Source organism: Pseudomonas sp. GM21 (assembly GCF_000282215.1).
Classification (GTDB): domain Bacteria; phylum Pseudomonadota; class Gammaproteobacteria; order Pseudomonadales; family Pseudomonadaceae; genus Aquipseudomonas.
The window spans coordinates 30446-46769 of record NZ_AKJS01000072.1 but is presented as its reverse complement, the minus strand read 5'-3'; the positions used below and the strand labels follow the sequence as shown (position 1 = coordinate 46769).

General features: G+C 59.0%; 14 protein-coding genes. 2 read left to right on the top strand and 12 right to left on the bottom strand.

Features of this window, described 5'->3' with window-relative positions:
- Positions 1 to 154: 154 nt before the first annotated feature.
- The 6 genes from PMI22_RS18365 to PMI22_RS18390 form a co-directional block, all read right to left on the bottom strand.
- A complete protein-coding gene (locus PMI22_RS18365; protein WP_007945002.1) occupies positions 155 to 1297 on the bottom strand; it encodes an amidohydrolase family protein in 1143 nt (380 codons plus the stop codon).
- A gap of 66 nt (positions 1298 to 1363) precedes the next feature.
- Complete coding sequence (locus PMI22_RS18370) at positions 1364 to 2449, bottom strand: acyl-CoA dehydrogenase family protein (protein WP_007945001.1); 1086 nt, start codon at positions 2447 to 2449, stop codon at positions 1364 to 1366.
- Positions 2450 to 2462: 13 nt separating this feature from the next.
- Positions 2463 to 3656, bottom strand: a complete 1194-nt coding sequence (locus PMI22_RS18375) for an acyl-CoA dehydrogenase family protein (protein ID WP_007945000.1) — start codon at positions 3654 to 3656, stop codon at positions 2463 to 2465.
- Positions 3653 to 4936 carry a MaoC family dehydratase gene (locus PMI22_RS18380; RefSeq protein WP_007944999.1) on the bottom strand — a complete coding sequence of 428 codons (1284 nt, stop codon included), beginning with the start codon at positions 4934 to 4936 and terminating at the stop codon, positions 3653 to 3655. Before PMI22_RS18380 ends, PMI22_RS18375 begins: the two co-directional genes overlap by 4 nt.
- 37 nt (positions 4937 to 4973) lie before the next feature.
- Entirely contained in the window at positions 4974 to 5804 is an 831-nt protein-coding gene (locus PMI22_RS18385) for an enoyl-CoA hydratase (protein ID WP_007944998.1), read from the bottom strand.
- 30 nt (positions 5805 to 5834) lie between these two features.
- Positions 5835 to 7364 (bottom strand): class I adenylate-forming enzyme family protein, encoded by a 1530-nt coding sequence (locus PMI22_RS18390; RefSeq protein ID WP_007944996.1) that lies wholly within the window; start codon positions 7362 to 7364, stop codon positions 5835 to 5837.
- Between the two features lie 252 nt (positions 7365 to 7616).
- Here PMI22_RS18390 and PMI22_RS18395 point away from each other — a divergent pair, with 252 nt between their 5' ends.
- Positions 7617 to 8657, top strand: coding sequence for an MDR family NADP-dependent oxidoreductase (locus PMI22_RS18395; RefSeq protein ID WP_007944995.1), 1041 nt, complete (start codon positions 7617 to 7619; stop codon positions 8655 to 8657).
- Between the two features lie 61 nt (positions 8658 to 8718).
- Here PMI22_RS18395 and PMI22_RS18400 read toward each other — a convergent pair whose 3' ends face one another.
- From PMI22_RS18400 to PMI22_RS18425, 6 genes are all read right to left on the bottom strand, one after another.
- Complete coding sequence (locus PMI22_RS18400) at positions 8719 to 10032, bottom strand: MFS transporter (RefSeq protein WP_007944994.1); 1314 nt, start codon at positions 10030 to 10032, stop codon at positions 8719 to 8721.
- A 36-nt stretch (positions 10033 to 10068) separates the two neighbouring features.
- Positions 10069 to 11262, bottom strand: a complete 1194-nt coding sequence (locus tag PMI22_RS18405; RefSeq protein ID WP_007944993.1) for a M20 aminoacylase family protein — start codon at positions 11260 to 11262, stop codon at positions 10069 to 10071.
- Between the two features lie 116 nt (positions 11263 to 11378).
- Positions 11379 to 12314, bottom strand: coding sequence for a LysR substrate-binding domain-containing protein (locus tag PMI22_RS18410; RefSeq protein ID WP_007944992.1), 936 nt, complete (start codon positions 12312 to 12314; stop codon positions 11379 to 11381).
- 166 nt (positions 12315 to 12480) lie between these two features.
- Positions 12481 to 13464, bottom strand: a complete 984-nt coding sequence (locus PMI22_RS18415) for an aldo/keto reductase (protein ID WP_007944991.1) — start codon at positions 13462 to 13464, stop codon at positions 12481 to 12483.
- Between the two features lie 27 nt (positions 13465 to 13491).
- Complete coding sequence (locus tag PMI22_RS18420; protein WP_007944990.1) at positions 13492 to 13890, bottom strand: nuclear transport factor 2 family protein; 399 nt, start codon at positions 13888 to 13890, stop codon at positions 13492 to 13494.
- 26 nt (positions 13891 to 13916) lie between these two features.
- Positions 13917 to 15011 carry an alcohol dehydrogenase catalytic domain-containing protein gene (locus PMI22_RS18425; RefSeq protein WP_007944989.1) on the bottom strand — a complete coding sequence of 365 codons (1095 nt, stop codon included), beginning with the start codon at positions 15009 to 15011 and terminating at the stop codon, positions 13917 to 13919.
- Between the two features lie 159 nt (positions 15012 to 15170).
- Here PMI22_RS18425 and PMI22_RS18430 point away from each other — a divergent pair, with 159 nt between their 5' ends.
- Positions 15171 to 16322 carry an epoxide hydrolase family protein gene (locus tag PMI22_RS18430; RefSeq protein ID WP_007944987.1) on the top strand — a complete coding sequence of 384 codons (1152 nt, stop codon included), beginning with the start codon at positions 15171 to 15173 and terminating at the stop codon, positions 16320 to 16322.
- Positions 16323 to 16324: the final 2 nt, after the last annotated feature.

The window sequence follows — 16324 nt, the reverse complement described above, 5'->3', positions numbered from 1 at the left end:
TGTTGTTATTGTTGGAGACTGCTCTTAATCAACTATATTATTATAATAGTTGTTGGGCAACGTTCTTCACTTTGGAAGTTCCTGAGGCCCGCAAATAGTGTTAGTCGACACGTTCGTCATGGGGTGCGATGCGCACACCCCATGTGTTCAAGGCTCAGGCCGAGAGTGCCCGTGCGGTTTCTTCGTGCACGGTTTTAGGGTCGATACCGAACATCTTCGCGGCATTGATGCCCAGTACCGCAGCCTTGTCGGCATCGGTGAAGTGCGGCACGTGTTCGAACATGCCTTCTACCAACTCGCGCGAGTAAGGGAAGGTGCCCTCGCTGTGTGGGTAATCGGTGGCGAACAGGAAGTTCTCGATGGTTAACCCTTTGGCCGTCAGCAGGCAGCCCAGGTCGTTCTGGAACGAGCAGTGCACCTGATCGCGGACGATCTGACCGGGCATGCGCGCCAGTTTGGGATGAATCGACGGCGCATGACCTACGTACACTTCATCCATCCGCTCAGCCAGGCCCAACAACCATCCGGCACCGGCCTCAACGAACAGAATGTGGGCATTGGGATTGCGGTCCAGAACGCCACCGCCCACCAAGGCGCTGATCACGTCAACGGCGTCGTTCATTTGCCGCGAATAGTTGAACAGTGCGCCACCAGGTCCGCGCAGAGCGCGCAGGTTGACGTTGCCCACGCCGGTGTGGAAAGCCAATGGAATGCCTGCCTCGCCACACAGAGCGAAGAACTCGTCCCACGCTGGATCGTTGAAGGCCTGGATCGAGTCGAAGTTGACGGTTGGCATCATTACCGCTCGAAAGCCGATGGCGATGATGCGTTTGAGTTCCGCAATACCGTCTTCAAGGTTCACAAGAGGGATGACCGCTGCTGGCACCAGTTTGGAGCGCACACCCTCGACGTAGCCCCAGGCCCAGTCGTTGTAGAGACGAGCGCATTCGCGGGAGGCTTCGGCATCGGTGATGCGGGAGATCAACAGACCAAGGCTGGGGAATACCAGTTCAGCATCGACGCCATCACGCTCCATGTCGGCGAAGCGCGCTTTGAGTTCTCGGGTGCCCAGGCGACGGATGTCGACGAGGTCGTCCGACTCTCCGACTTTGTGGCTATGGAAGCCGAGCGGGATCTTGAATTGCGTCACTTCGCCAAGGCGGTTCAGGCGCAGTTTTTTCTCACCGTCGATCGCCACATTGGGTGCCCATTGCTGCAAATGATCAGGCAGGTTAGCGGTGAACAGGTCTGCTGGTTCGACGATGTGGGCGTCGCAGCTGAATACGAATGGGCGCATGGTAACTCTCCTGTCAAAGACTTCGTTGGCGTGCGATTGGCCGCCGATTCTGATTTTCAATACGGATCAACGGTTGCCTGCCAGGTTCTGGCGCAGGCTCAGGGGACTACCAAGATGCGCCGAAAGGAACATGGCGCGCTTGAGATACAGGTGCAGGTCAGCCTCCCAGGTATAGCCAAAACCGCCATGCAACTCGATGGTCTTGCGCGCTACGCGTAAGTAGGCATCGGCCAGATGGGCTTTGGCCAGTGCGGCGTGACGGCTGGCGCCAGGTGCGCTGGAAGCGACACACTGGGCTGCGTGCCAGACCAGAGGGCGGTTGGGTTCGCCGTCCAGGGCAATTTCAGCTATTTGGTGCTTTACGGCCTGGAACTGGCCGATCGGCACACCGAACTGTTCGCGTATCTTGGCATATTCGGCTGACAGCTCTACGCATTTGCCGATACCACCAGTCGCCTGTGCGGCTTGCAGGGTCAGGCCAGCATCAACCAGCGCCTGGCTGCAGGTGTTGCCTGCCGCAAGCGGCTGGATATCACGTTCATTGACCTGGAAGTCGGCAAGAAATCCGATGGGGTCGACGCAGGGTTTGTCCTGCCTTACCAAGCTTGGTGCCTGTGGATCGATCAGGCCCAGACCGCCACCGGCCAGGCCGGTCACGATCAGCGTCGGCAATTGACTACCGGAAACCTCCAGATTGCCCAGTGTCAGGGTCTGTTCACCGCCTGCTTCCGCCTGCCAGCTATCGGGCTGGTAGCAGCCTGGTCGGCCCAGCAGGGCGACACTACCGACCAGTTCACCACTGGCCAGGAGCGGCAGCCAGCGGGCTTTCTGTTCGGCACTGCCGGCTTGGTCAATGGCTAGGCAGCAGAGCTGATGGGCAATGAACGGCAGCGGCGCTGCGCTCGCACCGATCACTTCGTTGATCAACGCGGCGTCGAGCAGCGAAAGTCCGATGCCGCCATCGTCTTCGGCGATCAACAGACTGGCGAACCCCAGTTCGGCAAACGCTTGCCAGAGGTCAGCGAGGTCCTGCTGCCAGTCGCCATGGCGATCGGCGATGCGGTGCAAAAACAAGGGCTCGGCGTGTTCGGCGAGGAACTTGCGGGCGGTATCGACGAAAGCCGTCTGGTCATCATTGAGCAGGTAGTTCATGGCTGTTTCGCCTTCAAGATGCCATCGCCGGATCGCGGGGCAAACCCAGACCGCGTTCGGCGATGACATTGCGTTGAATATTGGAAGTGCCGCCGGCAATGGCAATGCCCAGCGAGCCCAGGTACTGGTTGAGCCATTTTTCCGGCCCTGCTTCGGCTTCACGGCCAAATGGCGAGAGCATGAAATCGTCGCCGAGAACATCTCGGGCGATGTCGGCCACTTCTGCGGCGATGCGGGTAACGATCAGTTTGTTCATCAACGCCACGCTACCGGCATCCTGTCCGGCCAGGCGTTGGGCGAACTGGCGCTGCATATTGTGGTAATGGGCGCTGACCATGCCTTCCAGAACAATCAGGCGGTCCTGGGTGCGAGGTTCCTCGATGGCCGGGCGACCGTTGTACTGGCAACGGCCGGCCAGCTCCACCAACTTGCGATGCAAGGTCACCGACCCTTCGGCGGCGCCGATGAAACCGGCGCGTTCGGCTGACAGCGTGGTCTTGGAGACTTTCCAGCCTTCGCCGCGCTGGCCTACGATCCAATTGGCCGGAGTGCGGGCACCATCAAAGAAGATTTCGCTGAATTCTTCGCTGCCGTTGATCTGCCGCAACGGGCGGATGGTTACGCCAGGCTGCCGCAGGTCAACCAGCAGATAGGAGATGCCAGCGTGTTTGGAGGCCTCAGGCTCGGTGCGCGCCAGCATGAACAGGTAGTGAGCCTTGTCCGCGCCGGAGCTCCAGATTTTCTGGCCATCAATGACCCATTCATCACCTTCCAGGCGCGCCTTGGTGCGGATCGAGGCCAGGTCTGAACCCGAGTTCGGTTCACTGTAACCCTGGGCCCAGCGGATCTCACCACTGAGCGTAGGTGGGACGAACTGGCGCTTTTGCCATTCCTCGCCACACCCCAGCAAAGTGGGTACCAGCATGCCGTAGCCAACGCCAGGCACTTCCATCGGTGCCCGGACGCGGTTGAAAACCTCCTGAATAATTTGCGCCTTCAGGATATCGGCCGGTTGCTCCGAACCGCCGTAGGCTTTTGGCACGTTGCGATACAGATAGCCGTGCTCGGTGGCCAGCAGTCGAAAGGCCCGCTCATTGGCAGCGCGTTCCGGTCCCTTCACGGGTTGCCAGTGAGCTGCCAGGAACGCCTCGACTTGCGCACGGAAGGCGAGCAGTTCGGGGGTGTCGAGAAAGCCGTTGCTGCTCATGGCTTGCGCTTCCCGGCCAGCAGCTCCCAGTGCCGTGCCATCATCTTCGAGGCGCGGGTTTGCAGTTCGAGGGGTACAGGTGGCAGCACCAGGGCACCATCACGGCTTGGGAGGGCAACCACGGCATCGCACAACACCGTTTCTTCACCGCGCTGGTTGGTCATCTTCACCTTGACGTCTACCAGGTTGAGGCCGTTCTCCACACGCTTGCCGACCACTTCACCGCTGATGAACTGGGTGTCGCCCATGTAGTTGAACTTGCGGATTTCGTCGTACTGCTTGAAGACCCAGCCGTTGTCGCCGACCCAGTCGGTGAGGTAGCGGAACAGGTAGTTCTCGCGCATGACGCCATAGTCGTACGCCATCGGGTTGCCGATCGCCTGGGCCCACTCGCTGTCCCAGTGCAGGCGCTGTGCAACGTCCGGGATGCCGTAGGCATTCTTGACGTAGAAAGGGGCAATGCGCTTGCGGTTGTTGTTCCACATCCGGCCGCTGCGTAGACCATAAGGGACCCAGCCATAGCCGCCACCGTGAAAGTTGACCACGTCGGTGACGGTCAGTGGACCACTGGCACCACCCGGCAGTGCGCTGCCAATTTCCAGGTCTTCGAAATACAGGGGTTCGGCACCGCGCGAGCGTTCGGCCGAATAGACTTCATCGATGTGCGCCAGGTCTTCTTCGGTGTAGGTGGCTGGCTGGATGTCCTTGTACTTGCCGGTTTCACGGGCCTTCTTGCGTTCGGTAAGGATTGCCCGGTAGCGATAGACCGAAACGACCTCGCCACGCTGGTTCACCTTGACCTGACTGTTGAAACGCGTGACCGAACGGCCGGCGAACTCCGACTGCTTGACCTCCAGGCCATCCTCGCCACCGAAGCTATAGAGTGTGTCGCCCGGGAAGATTGGGCGGTAGAAGGTCCACTCGCCACCGGAGATGAACATGTGAATGCCGCGGAACAGGCTCTTGGTCGCTGCCTTGAGCTCTTCGGGCAACGGGTCTCCGAGCATTGGCCGGTTGATCACACCCGCCATCATTGATGGCGCGATCACCGAGCCCCAACGGCTGCTGGCAGCATGCTCGGGGTTGCAGAACAGCGGGTTGTCGCTGCCGCAGGAATAAGCGAACGAGCGAATGTTGTCGATCGAGGCGGTACCGATCTGTTCCTGGTCGCGACTGGCGAGGTCGACGTGCAGCATCAGCTTGGCGCGCTCGATATCGTGGTCAGTCAGTTCGTAGGCGGTGGCTTTCTTGAAATCTTCGGTCAGGGTCTGCTCGGACATGATATCTCCGTCTGTTCTTCGCGTAGTCGAGTGAGGTTCAGCTACCGCTGAAAACCGGGTCGCGGCGCTCGATGAAAGCGCGCACAGCTTCTTTGTGGTCGTTGGTTTGGGCGCTGAGGACGTTAAGGGTCGCCTCCAGGTCCAGGGATGCCGGCAATGACATCTCCATCGCAGCATTGAGGTTCTGCTTGATGTAGCGTTGGACGATCGAGGAGCCCGAGGCGAGTTGCCGCGCCAGGGCATAGGTGTTGTCTTCCAGCTCTGCATCGCTCACCAGCCGCGAGGCATAGCCGATTCGCAGGGCTTCGGCGGCGTCGAAGCGCTCCCCCAGCAGCATTAATTCGCGGGTCTTGGCGGTACCCAACAGGCGGGTGAGGAAATAACTGACACCATAGTCACCGGACAATCCGGCCTTGGCGAAGCCGGTCATGAAACTGGCGTTGTCGGAAACAACCCGAAAGTCGCACGCCGCTGCGATGGCCATACCGACCGAAACGGTGGCGCCGCGGATCATGGCGATGGTCGGCTTGGGCATTTCGAACAATTGGCGAGTGGCGTCCATGTTGCCGCGCAACCAGTCGATACGAGTGGCCAGGCTATCGGGTGCCTTTGGCTTTTCCGGCTTCGGTTCAGACTGGTCGGATGGATCTTTTTTCGGCTTGCCGGCCAAATCACCACCGGCACAGAAACCACGCCCGGCGCCGCGGATGACGATGACCCGGGCTTCGGGGTTTTTGTTCGCCTGGCCAACCGCTTCGGTAAACGCGCGCATCAACGGTGGATTGAAGGCATTCAAACGCTCGGGTCGGTTGAAGGTCAGCGTCAGAACGCCGTCTTCAAGGTCTTGCAACAGCACTTGCTCGGACATGGGTCCCTCCGGACGGCCAGGTGGTTGGTTTCAGACGGCGGTTTGTGCAGCGACTTCGGGGGCGCTGAACAACTGGCGCACTTCGTGCTGGCTGATTTTCAGTGACGGCGTTCGTGGCAAGGTGTCGACCACCATCCAGCGCACCGGAACCTGATAGGCCACCAGTTTTTCTCGGGCAAACGCGATGAGTTGGTGTTCGTCCAGATCGACCCCCGGACGGACTTCCAGTGCGGCAACAGGTACCGCACCCAAGCGCGGGTCAGGCAGGCCGACTACGCAGATTTCCTTGACTGCCGGATGTTCGCGCAGCACGTGTTCGACATCCCGTGGCAGCACCTTGAAGCCGCCACGGATGATGGCCGAGTCGGAGCGTCCACGAATGAAGATGAAACCATCTTCGTCGATTTCGGCAAGGTCAGTGGTGCGTACCCAGCGGGTGGCGTCGACCTGTGCCGAGCGCACTTCCAGCAGTCCGATGTTGTTGTTGTCTATCACCTCGTGGGTCACCAGGTCGATGATTCGGACCTCGCAACCGGGCTGGGCGCGTCCTACCGAACCGCGCTTGTACTGAGCAAACTCTTTGTGATCGCGCAGGCTCCAGCCAGCCACTGCACCGGCGAACTCTGTGGCGCCATAGGCATCGAGCAAAGGAATGTCGTAGCGAGTTTCGAACTCAATCTGCATGTCCGGGTCAAGCGGAGCGCTGCCGGTACGAATCGCCAGCAGGCTGTCGATGTCGCTCTTGGCCACATCGGCATCGAGGATCATGCGAATGGCTGTCGGTGGCAACGAAACCATTTTCGGGCGATAGGTTGCTACCGCTTGGCTCCACTCCAGAACCGAGAATTTCTCGAGGATCACAATCGGCCGGGCAGCGACGATAGCTGCGACGGCGAAATACATGCCGCCAATGTGCACCAAGGGAGTGGTGAGCATGGCCGGGCTTGTTTTCAGGGTCAGGCCGTCGGTGGCCTTGCCTGCTTCGTAATGCGCCGCATCGGACAGCGAGGCTTCGAATTTGACGTAGGGCAGTGCGATGCGTTTGGCGGGGCCTGTGGTACCGCTTGAGAGCATCAGGATCGCTGTTTCACGCTGGTCGGGTAGGGTGGCGGGATCAAGTTTGATGCCAACGCCCGGTTGGGTCGCGACGGTCAAGGTGTCGCCACTGCTGATGCTCAGGCCCAGGCAGCCCTTGGCTTGCGCGGCAGCTTGAATTGCGGGTGCCTGCCAGTCCTGCTCATCGGCAATCAGTGCACCGATCTGGGTCGCTTCCAGGTCATGGGCAATTTTTTCGGCCGACTGAAAGGGGTTGAGGGTCACCACACAACGCCGTGAAGCCAGGATTTGCAAAAGCACGCTTACGTGGGCTGGGCGATTGCGCAGCAGAATGCCTATCGGTGCACCTTCACCCAGGCCTGCATTGGTCAGCAGGTCATTGGCTTGAGTCATCAACGATGACATCTCGGCCCATGAGTACCAGCGCTGCTTGTACTCCAGTGCCGGCGATTCCGGGGCAAGCGCAAGTACGCTGCGGATTCTCAATGCAAGGTCAAGCGTCATAAGCGTGCTCTCATGTTGTGGTCCATTCGCCCCAGGGAGGCATGGCAAGTGCTGATGAAATTATCATATCAATGAGCTGTATGATTAAGCAAATTCTTTCCCATCGATTTTTTCACCTGCTTACCCGAGAATCCCATGCAGTACGTGGGCTGTGGCAAGGCTCGCGCTGTGCGGCTTGAAAAAATGCGTTTTTTAATATTCCCGCTTTATCATATATACAATTCGTACAATAAATACAATTGGAGGTGGAGAATGTCCCTGTCGTCGATGCCGGACAACATCATCGTCCGTCTGAACCGCGTTCCGGATCCTGGAGTGCTGCCAGCCGATATTTTTGATCTGGTCACCGAACCTGTACCCGAACTGCGATCCGGACAGATTCTGGTAGAAATTCTTTATCAGGCCATCGATGCGGGAAGCCGCGGCATGCTGGACAGTGCTGCGGGATATGTTCTCACCGTGCCGCCAGGAGATCGCTTGCCTGCTTCCGCCAGTATTGGCCGGGTCTTCAGCAGCCTTTCTGATCAGTACGGCGAAGGCGTGCTGGTACGCTTGTTCGGCGGCACCCGCCAACGCTACCAGCGCATCGATCCAAGCCGCTGTGTTGGGCTTCAGGTGCTGGAACCCGACGTTGGCGAGCCTCTGCACTACCTGGGCATCCTGGGAATTACCGGGTTCACCGCCTGGCTGGGTATCACCGATATTTGCCGTCCAGTACCCGGCGAGACGGTGTTGATTTCTGTCGCGGCCGGAGCGGTGGGCAGTGCTGCCGGTCAGTTTGCCAAGGCCTTGGGCGCGCGAGTCGTTGGTATTGCCGGCGGTGCGACGAAGTGCCAATACGTTCGCGATCAGTTCGGTTTCGATGATTGCGTGGATTACAAGGCCGCCGACTTTACCGAGCGCCTGGCACAGGCATGCCCGCAAGGCGTGAACAGTTATTTTGAAAATGTAGGGGGTGCCGTGCAGCGAGCAGCGTTCGCGCTATTGCGTGATTTCGGTCGAGTGGCGATGTGTGGCCAGGTGGCGCAGTACAACGGTGGGGGCGAGGTGCCCGGGGCCAATCTCATGACCGTGGTGAACCGACAGCTTGAGGTGCGTGGTTTCCTGGCTCATGTGCATTACCACAGGCTGCCCGAGTTCATGGCCCAAGTGGGGCAGTGGTACCGCGAAGGCAAGCTGGTTCAACCCTGCAACGTGGTCCAGGGGCTGGAAAACCTGCATGAAGCCATCAACTCCTTGGTCGAGGGGCGCAATATCGGTCAGCAGGTGCATCAGCTCACGGCTAGCCGTTGATCATACTGTGCAGCGCCGTCCGGTGGTCGACGGCGCCTGTCCGTGTACTGTCCTGGAAGGCTCAACTCCTTCCAAGTGACGGGGCTAGTTGTTCGCGGTCAGCCAATGCCTGCCCACCTTCGTCGCCGGCGCCCAGAATTTGCTGTCGAGTGAGATGGGGATTGATCCCGACAAAGCCGAGCAGCGCGACGGCCAGTGTACAGATACCAAAGCTTGCGATTGCAGTTTCGAATCCATGGGCGATGTCATTACCGCTCAATGCAATCAGCTGCCCAACCAGGGCGGGGGTCACGATGCCAGATGAGGTTTGCACGGCATTGTGGATAGCCAGCAGCGATCCCCTTTGCTGCGTCGGGGTGAAATAGGCAATCAGGGTCATGCTGAAGCTTGGCAATGCAGCCAGCAACGCGGTTGCCAGAAACATCAGGGCCAGCTTGACGCCGGGTTGGCTGCTCATTGCGATCATGGCCAACATCGCACCACCTGAAACACAACAGAGTAACGGCGGTGCAACCAGCGCCCGGAACACGCTGGCACCCCGTTTATAAGCCCGCTGAGCAAAAGCTGGAATCATCAACCCACTGACGATCGCCAGCGTCGTCATGCTCAACAGATAGGCGCTGAGCGCCTCGGTCTGAAGTCCGATCCCCTTTTTCAGGTAAACGATCGTCCAGCTGAAGCCGAGGGCAGCGGGGGTGTAGCAGAAGAACGCCAGCAGGGTCAGGCAGATGAATGTGCGATTCAACAACAGCCGACGGTAGGCGACCGCCTGGGTGTCAGGCAGTGCAGTGTCAACCTCGCTGTGCTGATTGCCTTCACAGCCAAACGCCAGCCACAGCAGCATCCATAGGCATCCCGCAGCAGCCAGCGTCAGGTAGGCCATGCGCCAGCCGAATCGTTCAATGGCCAAAGGCAGTATCAGTGCGCCGATCAAGCTGCCGATCATGATCGATGTGTAGATCAGCGAAGACGGAAGCATGCGTTCGGAGGGTTTGTACCACTTGAATGCCGCATGTTGCGTGACTGCAGTCGCAGGGCCCGTGCCAGCACCGAGTAGCACCCGGCTGGCAATCAGCGTTGTAAGCTGACTGCTGAATGCAACCATCGCTTGTGCCGCCATCCAGACCAGTGACATACCGACCAGGATCCAGCGCGTCGGGCAGCGATTGGCCAAAAAACCCACCATGATCCCGCTCAAGGAATACAGCAGGAAAAAAGCACTGCCGACCATGCCATATTGTTCGGGTGTCAGCTTCAGTTCATCGATGATTTGCACACCGGCGAAGGCGAAAATGGTTTTATCCAGTGCACTGATGATCATCACCGCCATCAGCAGTGCCACGATGATCTGACGTTTCTTTAGGCCTTGGGTCATGTCGTTCGCCTCCTGGCGATACTGGAGGGGCAAACGTCAAACCAGGTAGGTCTGTACCAGGCGGGCCCAATAGCTGGCGCCATAGGCGATGACCTGATCGTTGAAGTCATAACCCGGATTGTGCAGGGCATGGACCTCGCAGCCGGTGGCAGCGCCGTCGCCATTACCGATCGCAACGTAGCAGCCGGGTTTACGTTCAAGCATCCAGGCGAAATCTTCGCTGCCGAAACTGCTTTTGCCGGGGCTGGTGAGGAGATTCTTCTGTCCCACCAGCTCAGTGATGACCCGGCGCGCCAGGAGGGTTTCCGTCTCGCTGTTGTTCAGGCAAGAAACCAGAGGGCGATAATCCATTTCCAGGTCCATGCCATGGATCATTGCCACGCCTTGAGCGACCTCATTAATGCGCTGCTTCAATTGTGCGCGCACCTGTGGGTCGACTGCCCGGATGCTGAGTTTGAGCGTGGCATGGGCGGGAATCACGTTGGGCGCGTCCCCAGCGTTCAGGGCACCGACGGTAATGACCGCGGCTTCGGTCGCCGCTATGCTGCGGGACACGATGGTTTGCAGGGCCAGCACCATTTCGGCGGCTGCAACGATCGGGTCTCTGGCCAGGTGAGGCATTGCACCATGGCCACCTTGGCCGATCAGGCGAATGACTGCCTGGTCCGACGACGCTCCCAGCGTACCGCTGCGAGCGGAAAAGCAGCCCACGGGCAATCCGGGGGCATTGTGCAGCGCATACACGGCATCGCAGGGAAAACGCTCGAAAAGACCGTCTTCAATCATGCGCAAGGCGCCGCCAAGGGTTTCCTCCGCCGGTTGGAAAATCAGGTTGAGCGTACCGTTGAAGCTTCGATGCTCGGCCAGGTAGCGGGCGGCGCACAGTAACGTTGCCGTATGCCCGTCGTGCCCACAGGCGTGCATCTTGCCGATGTGTTTGCTCTGATAAGGCAGGCCATTGTCTTCCTCGATGGGCAGGGCATCCATGTCGGCGCGCAAGCCGATGGCGCGCGTTCCTTCACCGGCCTTCAGGACGCCGACGACACCGGTTGCGCCAACGCCCTCATGGACCTGGTAACCCCATTGACGCAAGTAAGTGGCCACCAGTTTGCTGGTTTCGCGCTCCTCGAAACCCAGTTCGGGATATTGGTGTATGTGTTGGCGAATGGCGGCAAAATCGGATTGCATTGCCACGATTTCGGGAAGAAGACCAAGGGGTTGCTGGGACATGCCGGAATCTCCGTTGAGTAAGGCGGGTGATTCGCAGCATGCCAAGCTCTGGCGCAGTGGAGTAATCGTCTATGGGTATAGGCATAGCGCTTTTGTATGGCGAACATGCAGTGAGTTCAGTCGGCCAGTACTTCGTGAGTCGCCTGGGGCTGCCCAATGGCACAGCGGTTGCCGTAAAACTCGTAGACGATGTCTTCTGCCAGGGCGGCAGCTTCGCGGGTGAGAAGCCCGGTTTCGCGGCTAACCATGGAAAAGGTAAACGATGGTACAGGTTCAATCACCTGCAAGACCTGCAGGTGATTGCGTAAATCACCCAACGCCATCCCGCGCCTGGCCCAGAAACTGACGGCGTCCGTACGCGTGGCCAACTCCAGGTACATGACCAGGGAAGAGCAGGTCATCAGGTTGTCCGGTGGCGCCAGTCGTTGTTCGGCGAACATCTCGGCGAGCGGTGAGTCTTCAATGCGGTCAGGCAATATCCAGTCCAGATTACGGATGTCATGTAATGTGCGTAAATCGCTTTTGGGGTGATCCTTGCGAACGGCCAGAGCACCCGGCTCCTGGTACAGCTCCACGCATTCGAAACCTTCCAGTTTGCGTGCGCCGCCATACGAGGTGAGCACCAGATCCAGTCGTCCCTCACGCAGTCCTTCGATCAATTTATTCGGGCGCAGCTCTTCGATCTGCAAACGGACTTGAGGGTGGCGTTGACGGAACCGGGCCACGCAATCGACGAACCGTGTGCTTGGGGTCACGGGTGAAACCCCGAGCGTGACACTGCCGTCCATAGAGCCCTTGAGTGTTTCGATCTCGTGTTTGGCCCGGCGAACTTCCTCGACGATCAGTCGTGCCCGAGTGACTAGATGTTCACCGTACTGCGTGAGTGTGATGCCGCGGTTCGAGCGCACCAACAGGCTTACCCCCAGTTCCGCCTCAAGCTCCTTGATACTGCGCGATAGCGAAGGTTGGGAAATGTGCAGCGTCCTGGAGGCTTCCTGAATACTGCCGCTTTCACAGATAGCCAACAATGCGCGTAGCTGGTGAAATTTCATGGCAGCAAGGAACCTGGGATAATTGACAGGAAAGTTGGATTTGAGTGATCGGCTCCCGGGCGACATGGGATGCCGGTTTGGGTGGTCGACACTCTATCAGGGGAGGCAGCATGCGGTTAGCTCGGCGCCGGGAGGCGCCTGCCAACTTTGATGCGGTACGTGTTACTCAGTTGAAACCAACCACCGCATGCGGAAGGTACGGCCCTTCCAGGCGCTGCCGTTCTTCAGTGGTCAATTGCAGGCTCAGCGCGGCGATGGCATCGGTCAGATGATGGGGCTTCGAGGCGCCGATCAGCGGCGCGGTAATTCCAGCGCTCTGGATGACCCAGGCCAGCGCGACTTGAGCCCGCGGTACATTCCGTTCGGCAGCGATAGTGGCCACCGCTTCGACCACCTTGCGATCAGACTCGGCTGTATGTTGGGTGTAATAGGCTTTGGCGGCGTCATCGCGTTCTGCGCGATCGCTGCTCTGATCCCAATCTCGCGTCAACCGCCCGCGTGCCAGTGGGCTCCAGGGGATTACCGCGATGCCCGCATCCCGGCACAGCGGGATCATTTCCCGTTCTTCTTCCCGGCTGATGAGGTTCAGCTGGTTCTGCATTGACACGAACGGGGTCCAGCCGTGGCGCTGCGAGGTGTGCAAGGCTTTGGCGAATTGCCAGGCGTACATGGACGAAGCACCGATATGCAAAACCTTGCCTGCTTTGACGAGGTCGTGGAGGGCTTCGAGGGTTTCTTCGATGGGCGTGCGGTAGTCCCAGCGATGGATCTGGTACAGGTCGATATAGTCGGTGCCCAGCCGCTTGAGGCTGTTGTCTATTTCGTTGAAAATAGCTTTACGCGACAAACCGCTGACATTGGACGCGCGCCGTGAGTTGAAGTAGACCTTGGTGGCAATCACCACCTCATCGCGTTGAGCGAAATCGCGCAGGGCACGGCCGAGAATTTCCTCCGAGTTGCCGTCGGAGTAGATATTGGCGGTGTCGAAAAAGTTGATACCGCTCTCTATTGCCTGCCGGATCAGTGGTCGGCTCTTTTCTTCGTCCAGCGTCCAGGACTGTGCCCCTCGATCAGGTGCGCCGTAAGTCATGCAGCCTAAGGCCAGCGATGAGACTTCAAGACCGGTGTTGCCAAGTTTCACGTAATTCATTTGGGTTCCAGTAATGACGTTGGTTGCTCAAGGCATCATGGGTTGGAGACTGCGCTCGGCAAACTTCCAGCCTTGTTCGGTATGCACATAGCGGTCTGTGTAGCGCAGGGTGGCACCCAGTGCCCAGCCCGAGTCGCCGGCGCGAAGGATCAGCATGTCCATGCTGCCGGACGCTTGTGCAGGCGAAGTCACTTCGATGAGCGGATTCATGAACAGATGGCGGGTCTTGCCGGCTTTCAATGTGGCCTGCAGCCATTGCTCGATTTCGGCTTGGCCTGCGCATTGCTTTCCAGGCAATGAAAGAACACCGTCGGTGGTAAACAGCGCAGCAAAGCCTGCTGCGTCCGGGTCATCAGCCAATTGCGCATAGCGTGCGATCAGTTGGCGAATATCACGTTCGGCCGCCAGTGTTTCGATGAGTTCCATGGGCAATTCCTCGTGGGTAATGCAGACTAGTAAACGATCACAGAGCGTATGGACTCGCCACGTTTCATCAGCTCAAAACCTTGGTTGATCTCGTCCTGCGCCAAGCGATGGGTGACGAGTTCATCCAGGCGGAGTTTGCCTTGGCGGTACCAATCAAGAATCTTCGGTGTATCAGTGACCGGGTTGGCGTCACCGATGAAGGTGCCGCGAACGGTGCGTCCGAAATAGAAGGATGTAGCAGGCAAGCTGATCTGCTGGTTGAAGGGCGGTACGCCCACTGCCAGGCAGACGCCCCAGAAAGGGTTTACCAGTTCCACGGCTTGCTTGAGCACCTCCACGTTGCCCACGCACTCGAATGCGTAGTCCGCCGAACCGCCCAGAAGTGTCGTGATGTGCTGGGCCAGAGGCTCGTCAAGGTCATTGGGGTTGATGAAATCGGTTGCGCCAAACAGGCGGGCTGCCTGTTCCTTGCTGGCGCAGGTGTCGATTGCAATGATGCGCCCGGCGCCTGCGAGCCTGGCTGATTGCAACACGTTCAGACCGATGGAGCCGATGCCCCAGACGAGCACTGAACTGCCACTTCGGACTTTGGCGTTGAACAAGACAGCCCCTACGCCTGTCATCACCCCACAGGGCACCAACGCGGCGGATTCGAACGGCATTTCGTTGGGAATTACCGTCAGGTTGTAACTGCGCAGCACGGTATGGCTGGCGAAGGTTGCAGCCTGCCCCATGGTCATCAGTGGTTCTCCATTCCAGGTGAACGCAGACGGACGCAGGCGCGCCAGCGCGATGTCTTCGCAATAGTTGGTGAAGTCTGAGCGGCAGCACCGGCAATGTCCGCAATGGGGGACGTTGTTGAGAATGACGTGATCACCAGCTTTCACGTTCTTCACGTCCTTGCCGCACTCCAGGACCACGCCTGAACCCTCGTGACCAAGAATGGCCGGAAGCTTCAGGGGGAATTTACCTTCGTTAATGAAGAGGTCGGTATGGCAGAGCCCGGAAGCTTTCAGTTCGACCAGCACCTCGTCGTCGGCCGGGGGCCTGAGGTGAACATCTTCAATTGTCAGGGGCAGTCCGTTTCCATGAGCCACTGCGGCTCTCACCTTCATATTCATTCACGTTCCCCGGTGGGTAGGCCTTGATAGTGGCGGCACAGAATAAATCAGGTTAATCGTATCTATTATATATATAATTGTTCAAGCTGTTCTTTTTACAGCAGGAGGCACCATTGAGCAATCCGTGCGCCAACCTGCATGCAATCCAGGGAGATGACGATGCAACTGCCCGGTAAGGCATTTCGCGTAAACACCGATGAGGCGGTATTAACTGACCTCGCCAGGCGTCTGGCCCAGGTGCGCTGGCCTCAGACCCCGACGAGCGCTGGATGGCGACAGGGCAGCGCCTTGCCCTATATGCAGGATCTGGTCGAACACTGGCGCAATGACTTCAACTGGCGAGCCTGGGAGGCGCGGATCAACCGCTACGAACAGCGCCTGGTGGATGTCGACGGTCAGATCATTCATGTCCTGGTCGAGCAAGGCTCGGGTGATGATCCCTTGCCGCTGATGCTCACTCATGGCTGGCCAGGGTCGTTCCTCGAATTTATCGACCTGATCGAGCCGCTGGCGCACCCGGAACGCTTCGGTGGGCGCGTCGAAGACGCCTTTACTGTGGTGCTGCCGAGCCTGCCGGGCTACGGTTTTTCTTCGGCGCCGCTTGAACCGCTGGGGCCGCGTGCTATCGCCAGCCTTTGGAGCAAACTGGCAACCGAGCACTTTGGTTTCAAGCGCTACGCCATCCAGGGGGGGGATTGGGGCGCGGTGGTGGGTGGATTGCTCGCTCGTCTTCATCCACAGAACCTCGTCGCGGCGCACTTGAACATGCTCGGCGGTCTACCGGTCCTCGGCGCTGATAGCGCGTTGACGCAGGAAGAGGGTGCCTGGCTGGCGCGCCTTGGCGCATTGCAGCAAGAGGAGGGTGCTTACCAGCAGGTACAGGCCACCAAACCGCAGTCGCTGGCTTATGGCCTGACCGATTCACCGATTGGTCTGGCAGGCTGGATCGTCGACAAATTTCAGGCCTGGACCCTCGGTGCCAACGAGAGTGTTCCTCCCTTTGACCGGGATTGGATGCTCGCCAACCTGATGCTCTACTGGATCAATGGCATCAATGGTGCGAACTGGCTGTACCAGGCCGCTCGCAGTGGAGGCGATACGCGCATTGCCGCCCATGAGTGCAACACAGTGCCAACGGGCTTTGCGCTATTTCCGCATGACCTGATCCCGCCGCCGCCACGTAGTTTCCTTGAACGGATCTTTGATGTACGTCACTACCGAGTCTACGAGAGCGGTGGGCATTTCCCCGCACTGGAGCAGGGGACGGCGCTGGTAGCGGACATCCGTGAGTTTTTCCGCGCCTTCCGTTGACC

What these genes read in the sequence shown, in the direction of transcription:
- PMI22_RS18415 (WP_007944991.1), bottom strand. Translation starts at nt 13,464, where the DNA reads ATGAATTACGTGAAACTTGGCAACACCGGTCTTGAAGTCTCATCGCTG.
- PMI22_RS18395 (WP_007944995.1), top strand. Translation starts at nt 7,617, where the DNA reads ATGTCCCTGTCGTCGATGCCGGACAACATCATCGTCCGTCTGAACCGC.
- PMI22_RS18385 (WP_007944998.1), bottom strand. Translation starts at nt 5,804, where the DNA reads ATGTCCGAGCAAGTGCTGTTGCAAGACCTTGAAGACGGCGTTCTGACG.
- PMI22_RS18400 (WP_007944994.1), bottom strand. Translation starts at nt 10,032, where the DNA reads ATGACCCAAGGCCTAAAGAAACGTCAGATCATCGTGGCACTGCTGATG.
- PMI22_RS18410 (WP_007944992.1), bottom strand. Translation starts at nt 12,314, where the DNA reads ATGAAATTTCACCAGCTACGCGCATTGTTGGCTATCTGTGAAAGCGGC.
- PMI22_RS18380 (WP_007944999.1), bottom strand. Translation starts at nt 4,936, where the DNA reads ATGTCCGAGCAGACCCTGACCGAAGATTTCAAGAAAGCCACCGCCTAC.
- PMI22_RS18420 (WP_007944990.1), bottom strand. Translation starts at nt 13,890, where the DNA reads ATGGAACTCATCGAAACACTGGCGGCCGAACGTGATATTCGCCAACTG.
- PMI22_RS18370 (WP_007945001.1), bottom strand. Translation starts at nt 2,449, where the DNA reads ATGAACTACCTGCTCAATGATGACCAGACGGCTTTCGTCGATACCGCC.
- PMI22_RS18390 (WP_007944996.1), bottom strand. Translation starts at nt 7,364, where the DNA reads ATGACGCTTGACCTTGCATTGAGAATCCGCAGCGTACTTGCGCTTGCC.
- PMI22_RS18425 (WP_007944989.1), bottom strand. Translation starts at nt 15,011, where the DNA reads ATGAATATGAAGGTGAGAGCCGCAGTGGCTCATGGAAACGGACTGCCC.
- PMI22_RS18365 (WP_007945002.1), bottom strand. Translation starts at nt 1,297, where the DNA reads ATGCGCCCATTCGTATTCAGCTGCGACGCCCACATCGTCGAACCAGCA.
- PMI22_RS18430 (WP_007944987.1), top strand. Translation starts at nt 15,171, where the DNA reads ATGCAACTGCCCGGTAAGGCATTTCGCGTAAACACCGATGAGGCGGTA.
- PMI22_RS18405 (WP_007944993.1), bottom strand. Translation starts at nt 11,262, where the DNA reads ATGTCCCAGCAACCCCTTGGTCTTCTTCCCGAAATCGTGGCAATGCAA.
- PMI22_RS18375 (WP_007945000.1), bottom strand. Translation starts at nt 3,656, where the DNA reads ATGAGCAGCAACGGCTTTCTCGACACCCCCGAACTGCTCGCCTTCCGT.